The organism is Paraburkholderia sediminicola, assembly GCF_046026895.1.
Lineage (GTDB): Bacteria > Pseudomonadota > Gammaproteobacteria > Burkholderiales > Burkholderiaceae > Paraburkholderia > Paraburkholderia sediminicola_C.
Window position 1 is genome coordinate 109,701 of the sequence record NZ_JAQQEU010000012.1, and the last position, 25,081, is coordinate 134,781.

At 65.3% G+C, this 25,081-nt stretch carries 22 protein-coding genes; 13 read left to right on the top strand and 9 right to left on the bottom strand.

All coding sequences use genetic code 11. From position 1 onward, the window contains the following. Positions 1 to 108: 108 nt before the first annotated feature. The 5 genes from PQR02_RS11495 to recG form a co-directional block, all read right to left on the bottom strand. Positions 109 to 270 (bottom strand): hypothetical protein, encoded by a 162-nt coding sequence (locus PQR02_RS11495; RefSeq protein WP_408229932.1) that lies wholly within the window; start codon positions 268 to 270, stop codon positions 109 to 111. A gap of 100 nt (positions 271 to 370) precedes the next feature. Then, a complete protein-coding gene (locus PQR02_RS11500) occupies positions 371 to 1,825 on the bottom strand; it encodes a catalase (protein WP_408229935.1) in 1,455 nt (484 codons plus the stop codon). An 85-nt stretch (positions 1,826 to 1,910) separates the two neighbouring features. Continuing rightward, positions 1,911 to 2,051, bottom strand: coding sequence for a hypothetical protein (locus PQR02_RS11505; protein ID WP_408229938.1), 141 nt, complete (start codon positions 2,049 to 2,051; stop codon positions 1,911 to 1,913). 192 nt (positions 2,052 to 2,243) lie between these two features. After that, on the bottom strand, positions 2,244 to 3,203 hold the full coding sequence (locus tag PQR02_RS11510) for a LysR substrate-binding domain-containing protein (RefSeq protein WP_408229941.1): 960 nt from the start codon (positions 3,201 to 3,203) through the stop codon (positions 2,244 to 2,246). Positions 3,204 to 3,351: 148 nt separating this feature from the next. Beyond that, positions 3,352 to 5,712, bottom strand: coding sequence for an ATP-dependent DNA helicase RecG (gene recG, locus PQR02_RS11515; protein WP_408229944.1), 2,361 nt, complete (start codon positions 5,710 to 5,712; stop codon positions 3,352 to 3,354). A 148-nt stretch (positions 5,713 to 5,860) separates the two neighbouring features. Here recG and queA point away from each other — a divergent pair, with 148 nt between their 5' ends. The 5 genes from queA (at position 5,861) to secF (ending at position 11,940) form a co-directional block, all read left to right on the top strand. After that, positions 5,861 to 6,910 (top strand): tRNA preQ1(34) S-adenosylmethionine ribosyltransferase-isomerase QueA, encoded by a 1,050-nt coding sequence (gene queA, locus PQR02_RS11520; protein WP_408229947.1) that lies wholly within the window; start codon positions 5,861 to 5,863, stop codon positions 6,908 to 6,910. A gap of 161 nt (positions 6,911 to 7,071) precedes the next feature. Beyond that, positions 7,072 to 8,265 (top strand): tRNA guanosine(34) transglycosylase Tgt, encoded by a 1,194-nt coding sequence (gene tgt, locus PQR02_RS11525; RefSeq protein ID WP_408229950.1) that lies wholly within the window; start codon positions 7,072 to 7,074, stop codon positions 8,263 to 8,265. 197 nt (positions 8,266 to 8,462) lie between these two features. Further along, the gene (gene yajC / locus PQR02_RS11530) at positions 8,463 to 8,792 is read left to right on the top strand and encodes a preprotein translocase subunit YajC (protein WP_149672900.1); all 330 of its coding nucleotides are present in this window, start codon (positions 8,463 to 8,465) and stop codon (positions 8,790 to 8,792) included. A 118-nt stretch (positions 8,793 to 8,910) separates the two neighbouring features. Then, positions 8,911 to 10,971 carry a protein translocase subunit SecD gene (gene secD / locus PQR02_RS11535; protein WP_408229954.1) on the top strand — a complete coding sequence of 687 codons (2,061 nt, stop codon included), beginning with the start codon at positions 8,911 to 8,913 and terminating at the stop codon, positions 10,969 to 10,971. An 18-nt stretch (positions 10,972 to 10,989) separates the two neighbouring features. Further along, a complete protein-coding gene (gene secF, locus PQR02_RS11540) occupies positions 10,990 to 11,940 on the top strand; it encodes a protein translocase subunit SecF (protein ID WP_408229957.1) in 951 nt (316 codons plus the stop codon). An 87-nt stretch (positions 11,941 to 12,027) separates the two neighbouring features. On the opposite strand, the gene PQR02_RS11545 is transcribed toward secF, so the two are convergent. From PQR02_RS11545 to PQR02_RS11560, 4 genes are all read right to left on the bottom strand, one after another. Continuing rightward, the gene (locus PQR02_RS11545; protein WP_408229960.1) at positions 12,028 to 13,305 is read right to left on the bottom strand and encodes an MFS transporter; all 1,278 of its coding nucleotides are present in this window, start codon (positions 13,303 to 13,305) and stop codon (positions 12,028 to 12,030) included. Positions 13,306 to 13,593: 288 nt separating this feature from the next. Continuing rightward, positions 13,594 to 14,160, bottom strand: coding sequence for a YceI family protein (locus PQR02_RS11550; protein WP_408230066.1), 567 nt, complete (start codon positions 14,158 to 14,160; stop codon positions 13,594 to 13,596). Between the two features lie 85 nt (positions 14,161 to 14,245). After that, positions 14,246 to 14,809, bottom strand: coding sequence for a YceI family protein (locus PQR02_RS11555; RefSeq protein ID WP_408229963.1), 564 nt, complete (start codon positions 14,807 to 14,809; stop codon positions 14,246 to 14,248). Between the two features lie 8 nt (positions 14,810 to 14,817). Continuing rightward, positions 14,818 to 15,378, bottom strand: coding sequence for a cytochrome b (locus PQR02_RS11560; protein WP_408229966.1), 561 nt, complete (start codon positions 15,376 to 15,378; stop codon positions 14,818 to 14,820). Positions 15,379 to 15,799: 421 nt separating this feature from the next. On the opposite strand from PQR02_RS11560, the gene PQR02_RS11565 reads away from it, so the two are divergent. From PQR02_RS11565 to PQR02_RS11600, 8 genes are all read left to right on the top strand, one after another. Beyond that, positions 15,800 to 16,579 (top strand): paraquat-inducible protein A, encoded by a 780-nt coding sequence (locus tag PQR02_RS11565; RefSeq protein ID WP_408229969.1) that lies wholly within the window; start codon positions 15,800 to 15,802, stop codon positions 16,577 to 16,579. A 7-nt stretch (positions 16,580 to 16,586) separates the two neighbouring features. Continuing rightward, the gene (locus tag PQR02_RS11570; RefSeq protein ID WP_408229972.1) at positions 16,587 to 17,237 is read left to right on the top strand and encodes a paraquat-inducible protein A; all 651 of its coding nucleotides are present in this window, start codon (positions 16,587 to 16,589) and stop codon (positions 17,235 to 17,237) included. Further along, positions 17,230 to 18,891, top strand: coding sequence for a PqiB family protein (locus PQR02_RS11575; protein WP_408229975.1), 1,662 nt, complete (start codon positions 17,230 to 17,232; stop codon positions 18,889 to 18,891). The genes PQR02_RS11570 and PQR02_RS11575 overlap by 8 nt, the downstream gene beginning before the upstream one ends. Then, a complete protein-coding gene (locus PQR02_RS11580; RefSeq protein ID WP_408229978.1) occupies positions 18,888 to 19,619 on the top strand; it encodes a PqiC family protein in 732 nt (243 codons plus the stop codon). The genes PQR02_RS11575 and PQR02_RS11580 overlap by 4 nt, the downstream gene beginning before the upstream one ends. Positions 19,620 to 20,049: 430 nt before the next feature. Beyond that, the gene (locus tag PQR02_RS11585) at positions 20,050 to 22,215 is read left to right on the top strand and encodes a site-specific recombinase (protein WP_408229981.1); all 2,166 of its coding nucleotides are present in this window, start codon (positions 20,050 to 20,052) and stop codon (positions 22,213 to 22,215) included. A gap of 120 nt (positions 22,216 to 22,335) precedes the next feature. Beyond that, positions 22,336 to 23,625 (top strand): THUMP domain-containing class I SAM-dependent RNA methyltransferase, encoded by a 1,290-nt coding sequence (locus PQR02_RS11590; RefSeq protein ID WP_408229984.1) that lies wholly within the window; start codon positions 22,336 to 22,338, stop codon positions 23,623 to 23,625. A gap of 216 nt (positions 23,626 to 23,841) precedes the next feature. Then, positions 23,842 to 24,225, top strand: coding sequence for a VOC family protein (locus PQR02_RS11595; protein WP_408229987.1), 384 nt, complete (start codon positions 23,842 to 23,844; stop codon positions 24,223 to 24,225). Between the two features lie 102 nt (positions 24,226 to 24,327). Next, positions 24,328 to 25,068 carry a helix-turn-helix transcriptional regulator gene (locus PQR02_RS11600; RefSeq protein ID WP_408229990.1) on the top strand — a complete coding sequence of 247 codons (741 nt, stop codon included), beginning with the start codon at positions 24,328 to 24,330 and terminating at the stop codon, positions 25,066 to 25,068. The last annotated feature ends 13 nt before the right edge of the window (positions 25,069 to 25,081 follow it).

The following is a 25,081-nucleotide window of genomic DNA, read 5'->3' on the forward strand; positions in this document are numbered from 1 at the left end:
GTCTTGCGGATGGCAAATTCGAAACGTCGGACGCTCGACAGTTTAGCCTGGAATCCGCTGCGTTCGCGTGACGTGCGCCCGCCCGCCGCATGGCCGGCAGGGCTGCGATCAGCCGCCCAGCGCATGCTGCAACGCCTGCGTGACGAGCACCGCCAGGCCGCTCGCGACGATCGCGAAACCGACCGCCTTGCGCGGCATGAACGCCTGCTGCCGTTGCGCACCGCGTGCGGCCGTCGAGCCGCCTGGCGCGGCAAACCTCGTCAGGATCATGATCGTACTCCCGTGTCGTCTTGCTTCGTATCGTGACAAGCGGGACGCGGACACGCCCCGCTCGGCTGCTGCACTTCAACCCGCTTAAGCCGCTCGTCGATTACTTCTTGCGACCTTCAGCCAACTCGGCCATCGCGGCGATCACACCGGCCGCGTAAGCAGGATCGGCGCGGCGGAAATGCTCGATCTGCCGTGCGACGATGTCCTGCGGCACACCGTCGATATGCCCAGCGATGTTGCCGAACAGACGTTGCCTTTGCGCCGCGTCGAACAGCGCGAACAACATGCCCGGCTGCGTGTAGTAGTCGTCGTCCGCGCGATGATCGTAGCGATCCACCGCGTCCGCCGCGAGCGGCGGCTCCGACGCGTTCGGGTCTTGCGCGAAGTCGCCGAAGCGGTTCGGCTCGTAGTTCACGTTGCCGCCGAGATTGCCGTCCGAGCGCATCGCGCCGTCGCGATGAAACGAATGCGGACTCGGCACGCGCGGCGCATTCACCGGAATCTGGTGGTGATTGATGCCGAGGCGATAGCGCTGCGTGTCGCCGTACGAAAACAGCCGGCCTTGCAAAAGACGGTCCGGCGAAAAGCCGATGCCGGGCACTACGTTGGCCGGCGTGAACGCCGCCTGCTCCACATCCGCGAAATAGTTCGCCGCGTTGCGGTTCAGCTCGATCGTGCCGACATCGATCAGCGGATAGTCCTTCTGCGACCACACTTTCGTGATATCGAACGGATTGAAGCGATAGTTCGCCGCTTGCGCTTCGGGCATCACCTGGATCGCGAAGCGCCATGTCGGGAAGTTGCCCGCATCGATGTTGCCGACCAGATCGCGCTGCGCGCTTTCACGGTCTTGCGCGACCACCTGGGCCGCTTCGGCGTCGGTGAAGTTTTCGATGCCTTGCAGCGATTTGAAGTGAAACTTCACCCAGAAGCGCTCGTTGTTCGCGTTGACGAACGAGTACGTGTGCGAACCGAAGCCGTGCATCTGCCGGTAATTGCGCGGAATGCCGCGGTCGCTCATCAGAATCGTCACCTGATGCAGCGACTCCGGGTGACGCGACCAGAAATCCCACGCGGCGACATTGCTGCGCATGTTGGTGTACGGATCGCGCTTTTGCGTATGGATGAAGTCCGGAAACTTCAGCGGATCGCGGATGAAGAACACCGGCGTGTTGTTGCCGACCACGTCCCAGTTGCCCTCTTCCGTGTAGAACTTGATCGAGAAGCCGCGCACGTCGCGTTCGGCGTCGGCTGCGCCGCGCTCGCCGGCCACCGTCGAGAAACGCATGAAAAGCGGCGTTTCCTTGCCGACTTGCGCGAATACCTTGGCCTTCGTATAGCGCGAGATGTCGTGCGTGACCTTCAGCGTGCCGAAGGCGCCCGAGCCTTTGGCGTGCACGCGGCGTTCGGGAATTACTTCGCGATCGAAATGGGCGAGCTTTTCGAGCAGCCAGACGTCTTGCAGGACGACCGGGCCGCGTGTGCCGGCGGTCATCGAATTCTGATTGTCGGCGACGGGTGCGCCGGCAGCATTGGTGAGCTTACGTTCGGACATGCGTCACTCCAGCGTAGTTTTTATCGAAACGGACGGGCAAAGAAGCGCGGCACACGATTGCCGCAGATTGATACGGACCGGCGCGTTAGGCGGACAAGGCCCGATCGATCAGCAGCGACAGCGCGACGGTGCGCACGCTCGGCGCCGACGCGTTCACGCCGCCGGCAACGGTGCCAGCCGGTTGAGCGACGAGAGCGTGGATTTGCTGTGAGGTGGGCCGCGTCATGATGTCCTCCGGTCTTATCGAATAAATAAGGGATCGGGCGATCCGTGGAGGAAACTATAACAATACTATTGAATATTCGTTGTTGATTAAATTTATCTATTCCATAGTCTTTCCGCATGCGGAGGACGAAACGCCAAGTGACTGCTGGGCGTCCGCGCCCGCAGCCAACCTTGCTACAAAAGATGCGAAACCTCAGCTAACGGCGACGGGCTGATCGAGTTTCGTGACGCCCGGCAGTTCGCAGGCGTTGATCGCGTCGCAAATGGCGTCGATTGCGGGCATGCGCGTGAAGCTCTTGCGCCACGCCAGCACGACGCGGCGATCCGGCACGGGTTCGTCGAACGCGACGTAGCTGAGCAGACCCGCGTCGATGCCGCCCGCATGCGGCTTGACCTCATGCACCGACATGCGCGGCAGCACGGTAATCCCGACGCCGCTCGCCACCATATGGCGGATGGTCTCCAGCGACGACCCTTCGAAAGTCTTCTGGATGCCATCCGCGTTCTGCGAAAAGCGCATCAGCTCCGGGCACACGCCGAGCACATGGTCGCGGAAGCAGTGACCGCTGCCGAGCAGCAGCATGGTTTCCTGCTTCAGATCGTCGGCGTCGATTTTCTGACGGTTTTCCCACGCGTGGCCGGACGGCAGCGCGACGACGAACGGTTCGTCATACATGGGACGCAGCATTAGACCCGTTTCAGGGAACGGCAGCGCCATGATCGCGACGTCGATTTCGCCCTGCTTGAGCAGTTCGATCAGCTTGAGCGTGTAATTTTCCTGCAGCATCAACGGCATCTGCGGGACGCGCTTGATCATCTGCTTGACGAGCGTGGGCAGCAGGTACGGCCCGATCGTGTAGATCACGCCGAGCCGCAGCGGCCCGACCAGCGGGTCCTTGCCCTGTTTGGCGATTTCCTTGATGGCGAGCGTCTGTTCGAGCACGCGCTGGGCTTGCGTGACGATCTGCTCGCCAATCGGCGTGACACTGACTTCGCTGGTGCCGCGCTCGAAAATCTGCACGTTCAGCTCGTCTTCGAGCTTCTTGATCGCCACCGACAGAGTCGGCTGGCTGACGAAGCACGCTTCGGCAGCCCGGCCGAAGTGCCGCTCGCGGGCAACCGCAACGATGTATTTCAATTCGGTGAGCGTCATTCGGGGACCAATCAGTGCGATGATTTTGATAGGTTCTAGTTATACACCGATAGGGTCGGTTCGCCAACCTCTGGTTTGCTGGCTAATGGGCTGGCACAGAAGAAGATTTTTCCGACGCCCTCCTGCGCGCTAGCCGACATCAACAGAATTACGCCTTCAGATACTGCTCACGCGCGCCGAGCCAACGCGCCAGATGCCGCAGCACCACGTCGGGATATTCGTCGAGCAGAACCCCGGCCGCCTCGCGCGCAGGGTCGATCAACCACTGGTCGTTTTCGAGATCGGCAAACCGCAGCATCGCCGCGCCCGACTGGCGAGCGCCCAGAAACTCCCCCGGTCCGCGAATCTCGAGGTCGCGCCGCGCGATCTCGAAGCCGTCGGTCGTCTCGCGCATGGTCTGCAAGCGCGCGCGCGCCGTCATCGACAACGGTCCGGTGTAAAGCAGCACGCACACCGACGCGGCGCTGCCGCGCCCCACCCGGCCGCGCAACTGATGCAGCTGTGCGAGGCCGAAGCGCTCCGCATGCTCGATCACCATCAGCGACGCATTCGGCACGTCGACGCCCACTTCGATCACCGTGGTTGCGACCAGCAGCTGCACCTCGTTGCGGGTGAACCCGTCCATCACGGACGCCTTCTCGGCAGGCGTCAGACGCCCGTGCACGAGGCCGACGTTCAGCTCGGGCAGCGCGGCGACCAGCGTCTCGTAGGTTTCGACCGCGGTCTGCAACTGCAAGGTCTCGCTTTCCTCGATCAGCGGACACACCCAGTACACCTGACGCCCCGTGAGCGCCGCCTCGCGCACGCGGCCGATCACCTCGTCGCGCCGCGCGTCGGAGACGAGTTTGGTCAGGATCGGCGTGCGTCCGGGCGGCAATTCGTCGATGGTCGACACGTCGAGGTCGGCGTAATAGGTCATTGCGAGCGTGCGCGGAATCGGCGTCGCGGACATCATCAGCTGATGCGGCTGGAAGTCGCGCGCGCCATCGGCGGCGCTTTGCTCCGCAGGATCTCCCCCGGGACGACGCGCCTTGGCGCGCAGCGCAAGCCGTTGCGCGACACCGAAACGATGCTGTTCGTCGACGATCACGAGCCCGAGGCGCGCGAACTCCACCGTGTCCTGGATGATCGCGTGCGTGCCGATCACGAGCTGCGCGGTGCCGAGCGCGGCGGCCTCGATCGCGGCGCGCTTCTCTTTGGTCTTCAGACTGCCCGCCAGCCACGCGACACTCACGTCGAGCGGCTCCAGCCAGCCGCGCAGCTTGCGTGCGTGCTGCTCGGCGAGGATTTCCGTCGGCGCCATCAGCGCGGCCTGGTAGCCGGCGTCGATGGCCTGCGCGGCGGCCAGCGCGGCGACGATCGTCTTGCCGCTGCCGACGTCGCCTTGCAGCAGCCGCTGCATCGGATGCGGCTGCGTCAGATCGAGCGCGATCTCGCCGCCGACGCGCTCCTGCGCGGCCGTCAGCGAAAACGGCAGCGCCTTCAGCAAGCGCGCCACCAGCGCCGACTCGTCGCCCAGCTTGCGGCGCGGCATGGCCGGCGCGGCGCGCGTGCGGCGCTCTTCGTGCGCGCGCTTGAGCGACATCTGCTGCGCGAGGAGTTCCTCGAACTTGATGCGCACCCACGCCGGATGCGTGCCGTCGATCAGCGCGGTCTCGTCGGACTGCGCGCCGGGGTGATGCAGCGTGCGCACGGCGTCCATCAGCGACGGCACGCCGAGCGGCGCGAGGAACGCGCGCGCGACCGGCTCGGGCAGCAACTCCGGCAGCGACGTGCGCGCGAGCGCGTTGTCGATCGATTTGCGCAGATACGCCTGCGTGACGCCCGCGGTGCTCGGGTAGACCGGCGTCAGCGCCTGCGGCAGCGGCGTGTCTTCGTCGACGACGCGCACCGCCGGGTGCACCATCTCCATCCCGAAGAAGCCGCCGCGCACGTCGCCGCGCACCCGCAGCCGCGCGCCGATCGCCATCTGCTTGACCTGCGAGCCGTAGAAGTTCAGAAAGCGCAGCACGAGTTCGTCGCCGGCGTCGTCGTGCAGCTTCACCAGCAGCTGACGGCGCGGCCGGTACGCAATCTCGTTGTCGAACACGACGCCTTCGGTTTGCGCGATGCCGCCCGGCAGCAACTGGCCGATTGGCGTCAGCGAGGTTTCGTCCTCGTAGCGCATCGGCAGATGCAGTACGAGGTCGATGTCGCGGGTGAGGCCGAGTTTGGCGAGTTTGTCGGCGGTTTTGACGGCGGGCTTCGCGGTGGCTTTGCCAGCGGACTTGCCGGCGGGCTTGTCACCGAAGGGGTCAGCGGGCTTTTCAGCGGGCTTTTCAGCGGGCTTTTCACCGGAGTTCTCGCCCGCGTTTTCGCCTTCGGCCGCGGCGCTCGCCCTTTGCGTCGCCACCACGTCCGCGCCGGCCTCGCTCACCTGTGCCGCCGCGCTGCCCCGCGCGACGCGGCGCCTAGGTTCGGCGCCCGCTTCATCGGTGGCGGAGGACAATCGGCGGTCGGACAAAGGCATGGGCTGCTTCGCAAGTACAATATCGGCTGTCAAAGGTATCGCCGCCATACAGCGCGCGGGCGTGCGGGCCGCTCTGGCGTCCCGCAATCATAGCCGCCCGGCTCCGGCTTCGGCTCAATTCAGTCTCAATTCGCTTCCAGTCGTTCGCATGTTTACGCTTTCCGATTTCGATTTCGATCTGCCGCCCGAACTGATCGCGCAAGTCGCGCTGCCCGAGCGCAGCGCCAGCCGCCTGCTCGAAGTGGACAACACCGGCGACGCCGCGCGCCTGATCGACCGCCGCTTCGCCGAACTACCCGAGTGCATCGCACCGGGCGATCTGCTGGTCTTCAACGATACCAAAGTCCTGAAAGCGCGCTTCCTCGGCCAGAAGGCCAGTGGCGGCAAGATCGAAGTGCTGGTGGAGCGCCTCACCGGCGAGCGCACGGCGCTCGCGCAGATCCGCGCGAGCAAGAGCCCGCCGCCGGGCACCACGATCCGTCTCGCGGACGCATTCGACGTCACGGTCGGCGAGCGGGTCGAACCGTTCTACACGCTGCACTTCCCCGACGACTGCCTGACGCTGATCGAGCAATTCGGCCGTCTGCCGCTGCCGCCGTACATCGAGCACGATCCCGACTCGACCGACGAGACCCGCTACCAGACCGTATTCGCGCAGAACCCCGGGGCGGTGGCCGCGCCCACCGCCGGCCTGCATTTCGACGACGCGCTGCTCGCGCGACTCGACGCCCGCGGCGTGGAACGCGCGACGCTGACGCTACACGTCGGCGCGGGCACGTTCCAGCCGGTGCGGGTCGAGAATCTCGCCGAACACAAGATGCACAGCGAGTGGTATCACCTGCCGCAGTCGCTTGCCGACAGGATCGTGGCGACGAAGGCGCGCGGCAATCGCGTGATCGCGGTGGGCACGACCTCGATGCGCGCGCTCGAAGCCGCCGCGCGCGACGCCGAAGCCGCCGGGCGCCCGCTTGCCGCGGCGAGCACGGAAACCGACATCTTCATCACGCCGGGCTACAGGTTTCGCGTGGTCGACCGGCTGGTGACCAATTTCCATTTGCCGAAGTCGACGCTACTGATGCTGGTGTCGGCATTCGCCGGCGTCGAGACGATTCGCGCGGCGTATCGTCATGCGATCGAAGAGCGTTATCGGTTCTTCAGTTACGGCGACGCGATGCTGCTCAGACGGCGTGACGTCTGAAACCGGCCCCTCCGTTGTAAAGTTTTTGCAGTTCCCTGAGCCGCGGCGAACCCTTCCGGCGGCGTTTCAACATTTGCGCCGGACTTGCCGATCCGGAGTTAGCGCTTCAGCGCTTACTCCGGTCCCATGCGAAGCTCTTTCCGGTAGCCCAGGAGTTATCAATGACCTTCGGTCATCAATCGCAACAAACGACCACCGCCGAGCGCCCCGCCAACGGCCTCAAATTCGAACTGCTCGGCACCGACGGCCCGGCGCGCCGCGGCCGCGTCACGCTCAATCACGGCGTGGTGGAAACGCCGATCTTCATGCCGGTCGGCACCTACGGCACGGTGAAAGCGGTCCAGCCCCGCGAGCTGGACGAAATGCACGCGCAGATCATCCTCGGCAACACTTTCCACCTGTGGCTGCGCCCGGGTCTGGAAACCATCGAGGCGCATGGCGGCCTGCACGGCTTCATGGGCTGGAAAAAGCCGATCCTGACGGACTCCGGAGGCTTCCAGGTATTCTCGCTCGGCGATCTGCGCAAGATCACCGAAGACGGCGTCACGTTCGCGTCGCCGATCAACGGCGACAAGCTGTTCCTGTCGCCGGAAGTGTCGATGCAGATTCAGAAGGTGCTGAACTCCGATATCGTGATGCAGTTCGACGAATGCACGCCGTACGCGAGCAACAACGTGCCGACCTCGCACACGGAAGCCGGCGATTCGATGCGCATGTCGATGCGCTGGGCACAGCGCTCGATCGACGAGTTCAAGCGGCTCGCCAATCCGAATGCGCTGTTCGGCATCGTCCAGGGCGGCATGTTCGAGGACCTGCGCGACGAGTCGCTGGCGGGCCTCGCGGAAAAGGACTTCCACGGCCTCGCGATCGGCGGGCTGTCGGTCGGCGAGCCGAAGGAAGACATGATGCGCGTGCTGAACCACATCGGCCCGAAGCTGCCGGCCGACAAGCCGCACTACCTGATGGGCGTCGGCACGCCGGAAGACCTGGTGGCGGGCGTGGCGGCCGGCGTCGACATGTTCGACTGCGTGATGCCGACCCGCAACGCGCGCAACGGCTGGCTCTTCACGCGCTTCGGCGACATCAAGATCCGCAACGCCACGCACAAGAATTCGCTGCGCCCGCTCGACGAGCAATGCGGCTGCTACACCTGCCGCAATTTCACGCGCGGCTATCTGCATCACCTGCACCGCGTCGGCGAAATCCTCGGTGCGCAGCTGAACACGATCCACAACCTGCACTACTACCTCGAACTGATGCAGGAAATTCGCGACGCGATCGACGCAAAAATGTTCGAGCCGTTCCGCAAACGCTTCCACCAGAACCGCGCGCGGGGCGTCGAACAGGCGCCGTGACGGGCTCCGGCGGCCGATTCAACCGAAGAATCCGCGCGCCGCGCGACGAAAACCTTACAATCAACTTTCGCGAGCCGGCGCAAAAGGCTTTAAACGGTTGATCGCAAAGCCGATTCGCCGCGTCGACGCGCGTCTGGCCGGTGGTAGAATAATCGGCTGATTTTTTTGATCGTTTGACTGATAACGGAGAGACCAACGTGTCGTTCATTTCCAATGCCTTTGCCCAAGGCGCAGCAACAGGTGGCATTGAATCGAACCTGATGAGCTTCCTGCCGCTGATCCTGATGTTCGGCGTGCTGTACTTCATCATGATTCGCCCGCAAATGAAGCGCCAGAAGGAGCACCGCAACATGCTCTCCGCCATGGCCAAGGGCGACGAAGTGGTGACGAACGGCGGCATCGTCGGCAAGGTGACCAAGGTGGGCGAAGCTTACGTCGGCGTCGAAATCTCGGAAGGCACGGAAATCACCGTGCAAAAAGCGTCGATCACGACGATTCTCCCGAAGGGCACGATCAAGTCGCTGTAAGGCCTGCTCTCTCGCGTCCGGCGCGGCCTCGCCGGCGATCCACGCAATCCGCTGCTGAATCGCCCGCGCTCATCGCCGGACGCATCGCTTCCAAGCCAACTTTCCCGTTGGACTACTCATGAATCGCTACCCCCTCTGGAAATACGCCGTGATGCTGGTGGCTCTGGTCATCGGCCTCGTGTACACGCTGCCCAACCTGTTCGGCGAAGCGCCGGCGGTGCAGGTGTCGAGCGGCAAGGCAACCGTGAAGCTCGACTCGACCACGCTGGCCGCAGTCGAAGCCGCGCTTGCCGCCAATCAGATCAAGCCCACCGCCGTCACGTTCGACAACTCGGCGACCAACGCGAACATTCGCGTGCGGCTCACGGACACCGACACGCAATTGCGCGTGAAGGACCTGCTGCAGAAGTCGCTGAACAGCGATCCGACCGATCCGCAGTTCGTCGTCGCGCTGAACCTGCAAAGCGCGTCGCCCGGCTGGCTGTCCGCGCTGCACGCGCTGCCGATGTACCTCGGTCTCGATTTGCGCGGGGGTGTGCACTTCCTGCTGCAAGTGGACATGGCCGGCGCGCTCAACAAGAAGCTCGACTCGGACGCCTCGGACGTGCGCACCCTGCTGCGCGACAACAACGTGCGCGACGGCGGCGTGAACCGCGTGGGCCAGTCGGTGGTGGTCAACGTGGCCGATCAGGCCACGGCGGACGCGGCGCTCAAGCTGCTCGGCCGTAGCATCAGCGAACTCCAGTGGGCCACGCAGCCTGGCCAGGACGGCGGTCTGCAACTGGTCGGCACGTTCACGCCGGCGGTGCAACGCGCCGTGCAGGACGCCGCGCTCAAGCAGAACATCACCACCCTGCATAACCGCGTGAACGAACTCGGCGTGGCCGAGCCGGTGATCCAGCAGCAAGGCGCGGACCGCATCGTGGTCGAGCTGCCGGGCGTGCAGGACACGGCCAAGGCGAAGGACATCATCGGCCGCACGGCGACGCTCGAAGCGCGCCTCGCCGATCCGGTCAACACGCATCCGAATCCGTCCGACCCGGTGCCGCCGGGCGACGAGCTGTTCACGCAAGGCAACCAGACGCCGGTGCTGCTGCGCAAGCAGGTCATCTTCACGGGCGACCGGATCATCGACGCGTCGGCGGGCTTCGACGAACATCAACGTCCGTCGGTCAACCTGCGCCTCGACTCGGCCGGCGGCCGCGCGCTGCGCAGCGTGTCGCGCGACAACATCGGCAAGCCGATGGCGATGGTGCTGTTCGAACGCGGCAAGGGCGAAGTGCTGACGGTGGCGACCATCCAGTCGGAACTGGGCGACCGCTTCCAGATCACTGGCCAGCCCACGCCGCAAGCCGCCGCCGACCTCGCGCTGCTGCTGCGCGCGGGTTCGCTCGCCGCGCCGATGGAAATCATCGAAGAACGCACGATCGGCCCGAGCCTCGGCGCCGACAACATCAAGAAGGGCTTCCACTCGGTGGTGTGGGGCTTCGCGGCGATCGCCGTCTTCATGATCGCGTACTACATGCTGTTCGGCGTGATCTCGATGATCGGCCTGTCCGTGAATCTGCTGCTGCTGATCGCGGTGCTGTCGATGCTGCAGGCCACGCTCACCTTGCCGGGTATCGCCGCTATCGCGCTCGCGCTCGGTATGGCGATCGACGCGAACGTGCTGATCAACGAACGCGTGCGTGAAGAACTGCGCCACGGCGCGCCGCCGCAGCTGGCCATCCAGAACGGCTACGCGCACGCCTGGGCGACGATTCTCGACTCGAACGTCACCACGCTGATCGCCGGTCTCGCGCTGCTCGCGTTCGGCTCCGGCCCGGTGCGCGGCTTCGCGATGGTCCACTGTATCGGCATTCTGACGTCGATGTTCTCGGCGGTGTTCTTCTCGCGCGGCGTGGTCAACTGGTGGTACGGCGGCAAGAAGAAGCTGAAGACGCTGGCGATCGGCCAGGTGTGGCGCCCGGAAACGGCGCCCGCGGGCTCCTCCGCCTACCTCGGCAGCAACGACGCCGCAACCGACACCGCGCGAGCCGTCGCGGCGGCCGCCGCCAGGCCGAAGGCCCCGGCCGGCGCGCAGGCGCGCGCCGGCAAGCCGACCGTGCGCCGCCGCAATGCGTCGGGGTCGTCGCCGGGTTCATCGAACACGCCGCAGAAACCGGGTTCATCCCGCTGAGTCCCGGAGAACAAGACCATGGAATTTTTCCGTTTTCGCAAAGACATTCCGTTCATGCAGCGTGCGTTGATCTTCAACGCAATCTCGCTGCTGACGTTCCTTGCCGCTGTGTTCTTCCTCGTGCATCGCGGGCTGCATCTGTCGGTGGAGTTCACCGGCGGCACCGTGATCGAAGTGCAGTATCCGGGCGCGGCGCCGCTGGACCCGGTGCGCGGCACGCTCGCCAAGCTCGGTTACGCGGACGCCCAGGTGCAGAACTTCGGCACCTCGCGCGACGTGCTGATCCGTCTGCCGCTCAAGCAGGGCTACACGTCCGCGCAACAGAGCGACCAGGTGATGAGCGCGCTGAAGGCCGACACCCCGCAGGTGCAGTTGCAGCGCGTCGAGTTCGTCGGTCCGCAGGTCGGCAAGGAACTCGCCACCGACGGCCTGCTCGCGCTCGCGTGCGTGGTGATCGGCATCGTGATCTACCTGTCGTTCCGCTTCGAATGGAAGTACGCGGTGGCCGGCGTGATCGCGAACTTGCACGACGTGGTGATCATTCTCGGCTTCTTCGCGTTCTTCCAGTGGGAGTTCTCGCTGTCGGTGCTGGCCGCGGTGCTCGCGGTGCTCGGCTATTCGGTGAACGAGTCGGTCGTTATCTTCGACCGGATTCGCGAGACCTTCCGCCGCGAACGCAAGATGACCGTGATCGAGGTGATCAACCACGCGATCACCAGCACGATGTCGCGAACCATCATCACGCACGGCTGTACGCAAATGATGGTGCTGTCGATGTTCCTGTTCGGTGGCCCGACGCTGCACTACTTCGCTCTGGCGCTGACGGTCGGTATTCTGTTCGGTATCTATTCGTCGGTGTTCGTGGCCGCCGCGCTCGCGATGTGGCTCGGCGTGAAGCGCGAAGATCTGCTGAAGGACAAGAAAGACCGCACCGATCCGAACGATCCGAATGCGGGTGCGCAAGTTTGATTCCGCTATAGCAGCGGACTTCGCTAATGCAAAAGGCCGGTTCTTCGTGAACCGGCCTTTTGCGTTTACCACCGCCTGGGCCTTGCGTCAGCGAAACCCAAGCTTGCGGCGCGCCGCCATCAACGCGGCGAGACTCACCACCGCGGCAAAAATCAGGTAGTAGCTCGGCGCGGCCTTGGAACCCGTCGCGCTGATCAGCCACGCGATGATGAACGGCCCGAAGCCGCCGAAGATCGTCACGGCGATGTTATACGCGAGCGACATGCCGGTCGTACGCGTCTGCACCGGGAACATCTCGGACAGCAAACCCGGCAGCGCCGCGAAGTAGCCGGTCATCAGAAAGCCGAACACGATTTGCATCGCCATCAGTGTGCCGAAGCTCGGATGCGCGATCAGATACAGAAACGCCGGATAGATCAGCACGAGCAGCAGCAGCGCCGGCACCAGCATGATCGTGGTACGCCCATGCCGGTCCGACAGATGACCGATCAGCGGCGAGAACACCATCTGGATCACGCCGGTCAGCGCGATCGCCGAGAACGCCACCGACGGCGCCAGCCCCAATTGCTTCACGCCATAAGTCGGCATGAACAGCACCAGATACGTCGACACGGTGCCGAGCACCACCACGCCGATGGCGATCAGAAGCCGCAGCTTCTGGCTCGCGAAGGTGTCGCGCAACGGCGTCGTGGTCGTTTCCGCCGCGAGGAACTCAGGCGTCTCGTCGAGCTTCGTGCGAATGTACCAGGCAACCGGCCCGATCAGCAGACCGAAGACGAACGGCACGCGCCAGCCCCACGATGCCATCTGTTCCGGCGCGAGACTGCCGGTAAGCAGCACGCCGAAGCCGGCGGCCAGCAGCGTCGTGAGCCCCTGGCTCGCCACCTGCCAGCTCGCGAAGAAACCGCGCCGCCCCGGCACGTGCTCTGCCAGAAAAGCGGTCGCGCTGCCGAACTCGCCGCCGGCCGAAAAGCCCTGCATCAGACGCGCGATCACGAGGATCACCGGCGCGGCCAGGCCGATGCTCTGATAGGTCGGCAAGATCGCGATGATCAGCGTGCCGCCCATCATCAGCAGGATCGACAGCGTGAGCGCCGCCTTGCGCCCGGCCCGGTCCGCGTATGCGCCGATAACGATCGCCCCGAGCGGCCGCATGAAGAACGACACACCGAAGGTGCCGAGCGTCAGCAGCAGCGAGACCGTGTCATTGCCGGCCGGAAAAAACAGCTTCGCGATGGTCACCGCGAAAAAGCCGTACACCACCAGGTCGAACCATTCGAGCGCATTGCCGATCGACGCGGCGATCACCGCCCGCCACGAATTGCGCCGGCTTCCCACGAGGCCTGCTGCGGTCGTTGCATTCATCCAGATCTCCTGTTCGCGCGAAATATTCTCGATGCGGGCTTGGTGCGCCCGATATTGCCGGACCGGATACGCGCATAGCCGGTACGATGCCAGCGCTCTATTTAACTGGAAAATAAATTCGACGCGAGCGGCAAATTGGATGCGCTGCCGCATAAGGCGTCCGCCGTATCACGCGCGCAAGAAAAAACCGCTTCGTCGCAAAGCGAACGAAGCGGTTTTTGCATCGCGGCGCAAGGCCCTTACGCGATTCGATACCGATACTCGACGACGCGCGACACGCTCAAGCGCTTATTGCTTGATGCCCTCGGACTGGATATGCAGCTTCGTCTCCATGCTGAAGCCGTATTTGGTGCCGAAATCCATCCCGTAGTCGGCGCGGTTGAATTGCGCGCTCGCCTCGACGCCGCACACCTCGCGCTTGAGCAACGGGTGCTGCATGCACTTGAACGAATCGATCTTCAGATTCAGCGGCTTGGTCACGCCGCGCATCGTCAGGTTGCCGACCACTTCCACCGGCTTGTCGCCGTCGAATTTGATGTCCGTGCCCTTGTAGGTCACCGCCGGATACTTGGCGACGTCGAAGAACGCATCCGTTTTCAGATGGTCGTCGAGCTTGGTGTTGCCCGTCTGGACCGAAGCGGGATCGACCGTCACGTCCACGGTGCCGGTCTTCGCCGCGCGGTCGAGCGTCACCGTGCCGGAGCTTTTCGTGAACTTGCCGCGCCACGTCGACAGGCCGCCGAAGTGGTCCGCCTCGAAGCTCGGATACGTGTGGGTCGGGTCGAGCTGATAGGTGTCGGCGGCAAACGCGCCGAGCGAGACAGAAGAAGCCAGTGCGCCAACCGCGATCAACATGGATGTTTTCAATTCATGCTCCTAGTTCCGGTGAAAATATGGGCGCGCCCGAGCGGCGCGGCGGACATCAAGATCCTCGCACGCGTCACTGGTGCGCGGCGACGATATGAAACTTGATCACGACATCATCGGCGACCACCGACGTGTCTTTCCATTCGCCGGTGCCGATGTCGAATTGCGAGCGCTTGATCGGCAACGAGCCGTCGAAGGTTTGCGTCGCGCCCTGCTGGCTCACCGTGACCGGCACCACCACCGTCTGCGATTTGCCTTTGATGGTCAGCTTGCCGGTCACCTTGAACTGATTGCCGCCGGCCGGCGCGATCGCGCTCGACACGAAGGTGGCGCTCGGATAGGTCTTCGCGTCGAACCACTCCTTGCCGCGCACCTGGTCGTTGTAGCTCTCGTCGCCAAGATCGTAGCTCGCCACGTCGATGCTGAGCTGCGCGCTGCCTTCGGCGGGTTTGGCCGGATCGAACTTGACCTGCGCGGTGAATTTGCCGAACTTGCCTTCCACCGGCACGTTCATCTGCTTCGAAGTGGCCGTCACCGAACTCTTCGCGACCTCCACTTGCGCGAGCGCGCTGCCGGCCGCGGTCAGCGAGGCCGCGGCGAACGCGGCGAGCATGTAGCGATAAAACGAGACCTTCATGTTTGTCCTTATTTGAGGAAAGGGAGCATGCGCGACAGCAAGCCGTCGCGATCCAGCCATTGATGCTTGAGCGCACCGGCCACATGCAGCGCGACCAGCACGAGCAACGTGTAATTCAGCGCGATATGCACGTTCTTCAGCAGCTCCTTGAGGTGCGGGTCGGGCGCGATCAGACGCGGCAGCGGAATCAGCCCGAGATACACCACCGGCACGTTCGCCGCCGAGCTATACAGGTAGCCGGAGGCGGGAATCACGATCATCAGCACGTACAGCAACAGATGCACGAGATGCGCGACGCCGCGCTGCCAGGCGGGCATGCGGCGCGGCATCGCCGGGGCCGAGTGAGTCGCGCGCCACAGAACGCGCAGGATCGCGAGCGCGAACACCGTCACGCCGATCCATTTGTGCCAGGAGAAATAGCGCAGCTTGGTAGGCGTGAAGCCCGGGATATCGGTCATCACCCAGCCGAGCGCGAAGCCGCACACGATCAGGAGCGCGATCAGCCAGTGAAAGGCGATCGCGGTGCGCGTGTACGACTCCCGACTGCCGAATGAAGGATTGAGTGCCATGACAGATCAACGCAAGCTAAGAGAGGTTAACGGCGCAGCTTGCCGTGCTATTCCCGGGCCTCGATGCGACCGGCATCGGTCCTTCCGGCCAGGACATGTCCGCTGCGGTACACGCCAAGGCCGCCATGCTACCCCATGCGCGCAAAGCTGGCTGCGGTGGAGTCGAGCGAGGCGGGTCCGAATTTTGCGACAGTGCGGACCGCCGCTGAACAATAAGGGACGGATACTGTCGGATCTATGCCAAGTGGTGTAAGACTTCCGAGTGGCGAGGCCGCCCGGATCGGGGCTGGCGGTACACGTCCCGTGCGTTGGTCGGCGCGGCCGCGAAGCCGCGTTTGGTACTATTGGTCCGCACTCCGCCGGACCGGCCCCAAGATTCGACGTTGCCCGCCGCCTCTCACTCCGTTAGCCCTTCTGCCATATGGAACATGACAACCTGATCGCGTGCCATGAATGCGATACGCTGTTCCGCAAGCCACGGCTTGTCGGGCGCGTGGCCGCGCGCTGTCCGCGCTGCCGGGCGACGCTCTATAGCGGCGTGTCGCGCAAGCTCGACAACATCTGCGCGATGACGCTGGCGGCGCTGATCACCTTCGTGATCGCGCAGGGCTTTCCGATCGTCGAACTCGAAGCCAACGGCATCACCTCGCAGACCACCCTGTTCGGCGCGCTCGTCGCGCTATGGGACGAGGACATGCAGATCGTCGCGGTGATGGTGTTCTGCTCGACCATCCTGTTCCCGCTGACCGAGCTGGTCGCGCTGCTCTACGTGCTGGTGCCGCTGCGCGCCGGCTACGTGCCGAGCGCGTTCAACCGCGTGCTGCGCGCGATCCAGTTCGTGCGCCCGTGGGGCATGATCGAAGTGTTCATGCTCGGCGTACTGATCACGATCGTGAAAATGGTCAGCCTCGCGCGCGTGATTCCCGAAGCCGCGCTGTTCGCGTTCGGCACCCTGACGCTGATGTTCGCGGTGGTCGTCACGTTCGATCCGCGCGTGCTGTGGGATCTCGCCGACGAACTCGGCGGCCTCGACCAGCGGCCGCTGCCGCGCACTTCCTCCGATAGCGCGGCGGCGGCCGTCGGCTCGCAGGCCGGCCCGCCCGCGCCGGCCGACGTGCAGGCGGCGGTGTCGACAGCCCTGCCGGGCGCAGCGCAACCCGCGTTGCCGCCGGGCGTGCCGCCCGCGCCGCGTCAGGGATGAGCCGACGATGAAATACGTCACCGCGAAACGCGCGGGCCTCGTCTCCTGCCATGCATGCGGCCGAGTCGAGCCGCGCATCCGCTCGGTCACGCCGCAGCACTGCGGACGCTGCGGCGCACGGCTTCACTCGCGCATCCCCGACAGCCTGATGCGCACGTGGGCGCTGCTGATCGCCGCCGCGCTGCTGTACATTCCCGCGAACCTGCTGCCGGTGATGCACACCTCGTCGCTGCTCGGCTCCGAAGACGACACCATCATGAGCGGCGTCGTGTACTTCTGGACCTCGGGCGACTGGCCGCTCGCGGTGATCGTGTTCATCGCCAGCATCATGGTGCCGATGCTCAAACTGAGCGTGCTCGTGCTGCTCACCGTCACGGCGCAGCGCCGCTCGCGCTGGCGGCCCGACCAGCGCATCACGCTGTACCGCATGGTCGAGCGGATCGGCCGCTGGTCGATGCTCGACGTGTTCGTCGTCACGCTGACGGTCGCGCTGGTGCGCTTCAAATCGCTCGCCGTGATCACGGCCGGACCGGGCGCGATCGCGTTCGGCTCGGTGGTGGTTCTGACCATGATGGCGTCGATGCAATTCGATCCACGGCTCATCTGGGACCCCGTGGACGGCAACACTCAAAATACTCAGGATCTTGAACATGAATAGCCCGCAAGGACCGACGCCCGCTTCCGACGATGCGCCGCGCAACGATTCGAACGGACCCAGACTGCCGCCGCACATCCCCGACCCCGAGATCGAGCCGCGCAGCCGCTGGCTGCCTTCGCTCGTCTGGGTGATTCCGCTCATCGCCGCGCTGATCGGCCTCGCGCTCGTGATCAAATCGGTGACCGAGAAAGGCCCGACCATCACGATCACCTTCATCGGCGCCGAAGGCCTCGAACCGGGCAAGACCAAGGTCAAGTACAAGGACGTCGACGTCGGTTCGGTGAAGACCATCACCCTGTCGCAGGATCTGTCGCACGTGCTGGTGGAGGTGCAGTTGACCAAGGAAGGCGGAAAATTCGCGGTCAAGGATTCGCGCTTCTGGGTGGTGCGGCCGCGCGTCGGCGCGAGCGGCGTGTCGGGTCTGACCACGCTGCTCTCGGGCGCGTACATCGGCGCGGACGCCGGCCGCTCGACGGACACCGAGAAGAACTTCGTCGGTCTCGAAACACCGCCGCCGATCACCGGCGACCAGAAGGGTCATCAGTTCATCCTGCACGGCGACTCGCTCGGCTCGATCGACATCGGCTCGCCGATCTTCTACCGGCGCGTGCAGGTCGGCCAGGTGGTCGGCTTCTCGCTCGACAAGGACGGCACCGGCGTGACCATGCAGGTGTTCGTGTCCGCGCCGTTCGACCAGTACGTCGGCACCAACTCGCGCTGGTGGCATGCGAGCGGCGTCGACCTGCGGCTCGATTCGAGCGGCTTCAAGCTGAACACGCAGTCGCTCGCGACGGTAATCGTCGGCGGCCTGTCGTTCCAGTCGCCGCCCGGCCAGGGCGTGGGCGCTCAAGCGCCGAACAACATGACGTTCCGCCTCGCGTCGGATGAATCGGACGCGATGCGCGACCCGGACGGCGTGCCGCTGCGCGTGGTGATGAACTTCAATCAGTCGCTGCGCGGGCTGTCGGTCGGCGCGACGGTCGATTTCCGCGGCATCGTGCTGGGCCAAGTGACCAACATCGGGATCGACTACGATCCGACGACGCGCAGCTTCACGATGCCGGTCACGATGAACCTGTACCCGGACCGCCTCGGCAAGCGCTTCCGCGAAACCGCGCCGCAGCCGGGCAGCCTAGCCGGCCAGACCCTGTTGCAGCAACTGGTCAAGCATGGACTGCGCGGCCAGTTGCGCACCGGCAATCTGATCACGAGCCAGCTGTACGTCGCGCTGGATATCTTCCCGAAGGCGCCGCCGGCCACCGTCGACATGGCGAGCGATCCGCTCGAACTGCCGACGATCCCGAACACGCTCGACGAGTTGCAGGTGCAGGTCGCCGATATCGCGAAGAAGCTCGACAAGGTGCCGTTCGACCAGATCGGCGACAACCTGAACAACGCGCTGAAGAACGCCGATCAGCTGTTCACGCGTCTCGACAAGGAAGTCGTGCCGCAGGCGCGCGACACGCTCGCGGCGGCGAAGCAGACCTTCGGCTCGGCCGAGGCGACCTTGCAGCAGGATTCGCCGCTGCAGTCGGATGTTCATCAGGCGTTGCAGGAACTGACGCGCACGCTGCAGTCGTTGAACGCGCTGTCGGATTATCTGGAGCGTCACCCCGAATCGCTGTTGCGCGGTAAATCAGGAGATAAACCATGATGTTTGCCCGGCTCCCCCGCCCGCCGCGCGTGCTCGTGCGCGGGGCTGTGTACGCCGGCGCGCTGGCCGCGGCGGTGGCACTCGCGGCGTGTGCGTCGCCGCCGAGCCGCTTCTACACGCTCGGCGCCGATGCGGCCGGGTCCGCCGCGCCGTTCAGCGCGAGCACGGCCGCGCCGGCCTGGCTGATCGAGGTCGCGCCAATCGACGTGCCGCCGCAGGTGGCGAAGAATCAGTTGGTCGTGCAGACGGGCCCGACCCAGGTCAAGGTCCTCGAAGAGGAACGCTGGGCCTCGCTGCCCGGTGACGAAATCCGGCGCGCGCTGTCGACCAGTCTGACGCAGCAGCTTCGCACCATCGACGTGTACGGCACCGCGCATCCGGATGCGACGCCCGTGTATCGCGTCAGCATGAACGTGCAGCGCTTCGAGTCGTGGCCCGGCTCGCATGCGCTGATGGATGCGGTGTGGAGCGTGCGTGCCGTGCGCAGCAACGCGGTGATGACTTGCCGCAGCGTGGTGAGCGAACCGGTCGGCGGCGGCTATGACGCGCTGGTCGAAGGGCATCGGCAGGCATTGGCGCAGATTTCCGCGCAGATTGCGTCGGCGGTGCAGGCCATGGCGGCGGCGAATCCTGCCCGCGCGGCGAGTGGCGCCTGGGGCAAGGGGACCAGCGTGGTTGTGCCGGCGTGTCCTTCTGCGGCTGCAACGACGGCAGCGGCTGGCGGCTGAACGGGCTGAGGCGGGGCGGGGAGCGGTGCAAAGACGAAGCGCCCGCCGCCACGCAGCAAACCGCGAGGGCAATGACGCGCCAAACAGGGAGAGTCGATGAGTCCGCCCTCGCGCGTCGCCAACGGACCCCATCGTCCACGCGAGCCGGGGGTCGAAAGCACGAGCAAATGCAAACCCGCCGCTTGGCTCGCGCAATCATGCCTGCGAACCACAACCTCCTTCCCACCTGGCGCTCGCACGTATAGCTTAATCCGTTGCGTCTGGCTTCCATCAGCTGAACATTCAGACCACGCGTCACCAGCGGCTCAAGCGCCGACACCGTTCCCGAAATCGCCCCAGTCACAATCAACGCTCGCACTGGCGTCATCAGGGAAAGCCAGGGAAAACTAAGCGATTCTTTGACACGTCGCACACGTCACGCAGGATAAAAATGTTCGACTCGCTCAAACGACTCATCAAGAAATGGCGCGCGTCACGCGACGGCGGCCATCAGCTCGATGCGCTGCTCGCCATCGCCGACCAGAGTGCCCCGTATCCGGAGCGCAGCGAATGGCTGATCGAACTCGCCCACTGGATTCGCCGTGGCCGCACGGTGCAGCCCGGCGCGCTCGGCCCCGGCGACCCCGGCGACCCCCACGCCGAACCCGCCGCATCCCGCACGCCTCCCGCGCACAAGCGAGTCCGCTATCTGCTGCACATGCTGGATCGCAACCCCGCGTGGAAGGCCAACGTCGCCGGCATCCTGCGCGCGCTGCTGCGTGAAAGCGACGGTCTCTCCCTTCTGTGCGACGCCGGCATGCCGGTGCATTCGGGCTTCTTCGGCGCGCTGTTCGAGCGCATCGAAGCGTCGTTGATCCCGCCCGCGCCGAACCGGCGCGACCTCACCGCGATCGTCACGCTGATGTTCGACTCGGAGCGCGACGCCGACTGGATCGCCACGCTGCCCGCCGACCTGCTGGTCCGCATCCACACACTGTTCGACTACGCCGCGCACGAAGACCGGCCGCGCGACAGCACGCCGTTCTCGCTCGATCTGCTGGCCGCGCTGCACAACCTCACTTGCCAGATCAGTTCGACGGGGCTGTCGCAAACGGTGCGCAGCCGCCTCGGCGGCGCCGGTTCCGACGACGCCGGCGACAACGCCCCCCACGACGCCAGCGACGTGCGCGTGGCGATGGAAAAGCAGCCGTTCTACCGGCTCACGCGCGCGATGCTGGCCGTCGAAGCCGCGCATCACGCGTTCGAGACCGGCGCGCCGCAAGATCAGTTGCTGCGCGAAGTCAACTACCTGCGGCTCCTGCTCGACGATTGCCGCGCCGCCACCGACAACGTGTTCGCGCACCTCTACCGCAACGGCGTGAGCGTCGACATCGTGTTCCAGGTCGAGCGGATGCGCATGCGCATCGTGCGCGCCGAAAATCTGCTGAACGCCTGGATGGCGCACGACGATCCGCACGCCGGCGCGCGCCTGAGCGCCGAACTCATCAGGGCGAATCACGCGAGTCAGAGCGTCGCGCATCTGCTGCGCAGCAATTTCTCGCTGCTGGCGCGCAAGGTCGTCGAGTACAGCGCGGATACCGGCGAGCACTACATCGCCCGCGATCGCGCCGAATATCTGAAGATGCTGCGCATGGCGGCCGGCGGCGGACTCGTCACCGTCGTCACAGTCTGCGTGAAGTTCGCGATCACCGGCGCGCATCTGCAAGCGACGCTCGAAGGCGTGCTGGCCGGCATCAACTACGCGGCCAGTTTCCTGCTGATGCACTTCCTGCATTTCTCGCTCGCCACCAAGCAGCCGGCGATGACCGCGCCCACCCTCGCGCGCGAACTCGACGGCGTCGGCACACCGGCGGGCGTCGACAGTTTCGTGAGTTCGGTGACCGCGTTGATGCGCACCCAGGCCGCCGCTGTCCTTGGCAACGTGCTGCTGGTGTTTCCGGTATGCCTCGCCGTGCAGCTGCTGTGGCACGCGCTGTTTCACGCCGACGTCATTTCGCCGCAGAAGGCTCACGCGACGCTGGTCTCGTTCTCGCTGCTGGGGCCGACGCCGTTTTACGCCGCGTTGACCGGCGTGCTGCTGTGGTCGTCGAGCCTGCTGGCGGGTTGGGCGGACAACTGGTTCGTGCTGCATCGCGTAGCCGACGCGCTCGCCTATAACCGCCGCCTGCGCCTCACGCTCGGCGCGGCGGCCGCCAACCGGCTCGCGCAGTGGTGTCGCTCGAACGTGGCCGGGGTGGTCGGCAATGTGACGCTCGGGCTGATGCTCGGCCTCGTGCCGGCAATCGTCAGCGCGCTGGCGTTCTCGTTCGAAGTGCGTCACGTGACGCTCAGCGCCGGCTCGATCGGTATTGCGCTCGGCGTGCTCGGCGAGAGCGCGTTGAAATGGCCGGAGTTGTGGTGGGCAGTGGCGGGGGTCGGCAGCATGGCGATACTCAATGTCACCGTGAGTTTCGCGCTCGCGTTCTACATGGCCGTGAAGTCGCGCGACTTGCGGCGCAACGCCGTGCGCTCGCTGCGCGGCGCGATCTGGCAGCGCGTGCGCCGCCATCCGCTCGAACTGGTGTGGCCGGCGAAAACGTCGCGCGAAGCCGGCTAACCGCGGCTCGCCACGCGAGCCTGGCCAGTGCGCGCGGCGGCAGCCGCCATGCGATCCCGCATGGCGGCCTACCCCGACCGCGTACAATAGCGCCTTATCCAACGCCTTCCGGCAACCTCAATGTCCTTTGATTTCTTCCTACCTTGCCCGCGCGGCCTTGAAGCCTCGCTTGCTGCCGAACTCGCCGAAATTGCCGCCCGACATCTGGACGGCGCGCCATTTACGGCCGGCGCACAAGTGCCGGGCGGCGTGCATTTTTGCGGAGGCTGGGCCGCCGGCATGGCCGCCAACCTGCATTCGCGCCTCGCGAGCCGCGTGCTGCTGAAGATCGCGCATCGGCCGTATCGCAGCGAGCAGGACATTTACGCACTCGCTGTCGAACAGCGTTGGGAACAGTGGTTTTCGGCGAACGAAACGCTGCGCGTGGATGTCACCGCGATCAAGTCGCCGCTGCGCAGCCTCGAATTCACGACGCTGCGTGTGAAGGACGCGATCTGCGACCGTCTGCGCGAAGTGAGCGGCGCGCGGCCGAGCATCGACACCGGCATGCCCGATGTGCGCGTGTTCGCGTTTCTCACCGCCACCGACTGCACGCTCTACCTCGACACCTCCGGCGACCCGCTGTTCAAGCGTGGCTGGCGTCTGGACAAGGGCGCGGCGCCGCTGCGCGAGAACCTCGCGGCGGGCATTCTGCGGCTGACCGGCTGGAGCGCCGGCACGCCGCTGTACGATCCGATGTGCGGCAGCGGCACGTTCCTCGCGGAAGCCGCGCAAGTGGCGCTGAATATCGCGCCGGGCGCGGAACGCCGCTTCGGCTTCGAAAAGCTCAAGCAATACGAGGCCAAGACCTGGCAGACGCTGAAGGCGGCCGCGCTCGACGCCAAGCACGCCGCGCGCAGCTCGCGCGCCGATCTGCAAATTTTCGGCAGCGATATTTCCGGCGACATGCTCGACAAGGCGCGCGCGAACTTCCAGCGCGCCGGATTACCGACGATCCCGCTCAAGCAGGTCGACGCGCGCGGTATGACGCCGCCGACGTCGGCGGCGGCGGGCATCCTCGTCGCGAATCCGCCGTATGGCGAGCGGATCGAAGTGCGCGGCCGCAACGCGCGCGGCGAACTGCGCGAAGGCCGCGCCAGTCGCGACGACGACAGCTTCCGCCGCGCGCAGGAAGAAACACCGGACAGCGAGTTTTTTCAGTCGCTCGGCGATGCGCTGAAGCAGCGCTTCACCGGCTGGCATGCGTTCATCCTGACATCGGATCGCAAGCTGCCGGGGCAGTTGCGGCTGCGCGAATCGACCAAGACGCCGCTCTTTAACGGCGCGCTCGAATGCCGGCTGTTCCGCTTCGATCTGATCGCGGGCAGCGTGCGTCAGCGCCCGCAGCAGGGCGATACGCCGGCAGGCTGAGCAGGCACTTGATACGCGCCGTAGCACGGCAATGAAAAACCGCGGACCTTTGGGTTGCGCGGTTTTTTTTCGTCATCAAGGCTCGCGCGCCGGCCGCTTGTCGTCCCGCTACTGCCACACCCTACTGCCACCACGCTGTCAGCAGCACCCCCGCACACTTCTTCTCACGCCATCCGGCGCTTTGCACGGCTTACCCGCCACCCACAGGAGAGTGTCATGTCCACGTCATCCAAGGTTGTTGCATGGTTCGAGATTCCGTCCGTCGATTTCGATCGCGCCGTCCGCTTCTATGAAACCGCGCTCGACGTCAAACTCGATCGTCAGGAGATCGGCGGCCAGCCCATCGCCGTATTCGGCTACGAAGAACCGGCCACCGGCGGCGCGATCGTCCACAGCCCGTCGATGACGCCGGCCGGCGACGGCGTGCTCGTCTATCTGACCGCGCAGCCGACCGTCGACGCCGCTCTCGCGCGCGTCGAGCAAGCCGGCGGCAAGGTGGACGGCCCCGTCATCAAGCTGCCGCAGGACATCGGCTACATCGCGTTCTTCACCGATACGGAAGGCAACCGCCTCGGCCTGCATTCGCGCACCAACGGCTGAAGCCCGCCGCAGCGCAACGCGGCGCGGTACCACGCAACACATTCGGAACGCGGCGCGCGACGCGGCAGCGCGCGCCACGTTGAACCTCGAGCGGAGCGCGGCATGCGGCGCTATCATCGCGGGACCGTTCCCGTCCTTTTCTACAAGACGCCCACGATGACGCGCCGCGCCGACCGCCTGTTCCAGATCGCCGAACTACTGCGCGGACGGCGTCTGACCACCGCGCAACAACTGGCCGACTGGCTGAACATTTCGCTGCGCACCGTCTATCGCGACGTGCGCGATCTGCAATTATCAGGGGTCCCGATCGAAGGCGAGGCCGGCATCGGTTACCGGCTGAGCCGCGCGGCGAGCCTGCCGCCGCTCACCTTCACCGCCGACGAACTGGCCGCACTCGCCGCTGGCGCGCGCATGCTCGAATCGTGGGGCGGCGCGGGCTTCGCGAGCGGCGCGCGCGGGGCGCTCGCCAAGATCGCCTCGGCAATGCCCGCCGACAAACGCGCGACGCTCGAGAGGCTGGCGATCTTCGCGCCGTCGTTTCACATCAAAGGGAATTTTTCGGCGCAACTGGATGCGCTGCATCGTGCAATCGACACGCGGCACGTGGTGGGCTTCGCCTACACCGATGCGAACGGCGCGGCGACCGAGCGCCGCGTCTGGCCGCTCGCGCTAGCCTATTGGGGCGCGCGCTGGACACTCGGCGCGTGGTGCGAATTGCGCGGCGATTTCCGCAATTTCAGTCTGGAGAAGATCGACAATCTGCAGGTGCTCGAAGCGTATCCGGACGAGGAAGGCCGGCGGCTCGCGGACTTGCTGCGGCACGTGAATGCCAAGCCGAAGTGAAGCGGGTGAAGAA

Excerpts from the sequence above, each read along its gene's own strand:
- PQR02_RS11495 (WP_408229932.1), bottom strand. The coding sequence starts at position 270 with ATGATCCTGACGAGGTTTGCCGCGCCAGGCGGCTCGACGGCCGCACGC.
- PQR02_RS11500 (WP_408229935.1), bottom strand. The coding sequence starts at position 1,825 with ATGTCCGAACGTAAGCTCACCAATGCTGCCGGCGCACCCGTCGCCGAC.
- PQR02_RS11505 (WP_408229938.1), bottom strand. The coding sequence starts at position 2,051 with ATGACGCGGCCCACCTCACAGCAAATCCACGCTCTCGTCGCTCAACCG.
- PQR02_RS11510 (WP_408229941.1), bottom strand. The coding sequence starts at position 3,203 with ATGACGCTCACCGAATTGAAATACATCGTTGCGGTTGCCCGCGAGCGG.
- recG (WP_408229944.1), bottom strand. The coding sequence starts at position 5,712 with ATGCCTTTGTCCGACCGCCGATTGTCCTCCGCCACCGATGAAGCGGGC.
- queA (WP_408229947.1), top strand. The coding sequence starts at position 5,861 with ATGTTTACGCTTTCCGATTTCGATTTCGATCTGCCGCCCGAACTGATC.
- tgt (WP_408229950.1), top strand. The coding sequence starts at position 7,072 with ATGACCTTCGGTCATCAATCGCAACAAACGACCACCGCCGAGCGCCCC.
- secD (WP_408229954.1), top strand. The coding sequence starts at position 8,911 with ATGAATCGCTACCCCCTCTGGAAATACGCCGTGATGCTGGTGGCTCTG.
- secF (WP_408229957.1), top strand. The coding sequence starts at position 10,990 with ATGGAATTTTTCCGTTTTCGCAAAGACATTCCGTTCATGCAGCGTGCG.
- PQR02_RS11545 (WP_408229960.1), bottom strand. The coding sequence starts at position 13,305 with ATGAATGCAACGACCGCAGCAGGCCTCGTGGGAAGCCGGCGCAATTCG.
- PQR02_RS11550 (WP_408230066.1), bottom strand. The coding sequence starts at position 14,160 with ATGTTGATCGCGGTTGGCGCACTGGCTTCTTCTGTCTCGCTCGGCGCG.
- PQR02_RS11555 (WP_408229963.1), bottom strand. The coding sequence starts at position 14,809 with ATGAAGGTCTCGTTTTATCGCTACATGCTCGCCGCGTTCGCCGCGGCC.
- PQR02_RS11560 (WP_408229966.1), bottom strand. The coding sequence starts at position 15,378 with ATGGCACTCAATCCTTCATTCGGCAGTCGGGAGTCGTACACGCGCACC.
- PQR02_RS11565 (WP_408229969.1), top strand. The coding sequence starts at position 15,800 with ATGGAACATGACAACCTGATCGCGTGCCATGAATGCGATACGCTGTTC.
- PQR02_RS11570 (WP_408229972.1), top strand. The coding sequence starts at position 16,587 with ATGAAATACGTCACCGCGAAACGCGCGGGCCTCGTCTCCTGCCATGCA.
- PQR02_RS11575 (WP_408229975.1), top strand. The coding sequence starts at position 17,230 with ATGAATAGCCCGCAAGGACCGACGCCCGCTTCCGACGATGCGCCGCGC.
- PQR02_RS11580 (WP_408229978.1), top strand. The coding sequence starts at position 18,888 with ATGATGTTTGCCCGGCTCCCCCGCCCGCCGCGCGTGCTCGTGCGCGGG.
- PQR02_RS11585 (WP_408229981.1), top strand. The coding sequence starts at position 20,050 with ATGTTCGACTCGCTCAAACGACTCATCAAGAAATGGCGCGCGTCACGC.
- PQR02_RS11590 (WP_408229984.1), top strand. The coding sequence starts at position 22,336 with ATGTCCTTTGATTTCTTCCTACCTTGCCCGCGCGGCCTTGAAGCCTCG.
- PQR02_RS11595 (WP_408229987.1), top strand. The coding sequence starts at position 23,842 with ATGTCCACGTCATCCAAGGTTGTTGCATGGTTCGAGATTCCGTCCGTC.
- PQR02_RS11600 (WP_408229990.1), top strand. The coding sequence starts at position 24,328 with ATGCGGCGCTATCATCGCGGGACCGTTCCCGTCCTTTTCTACAAGACG.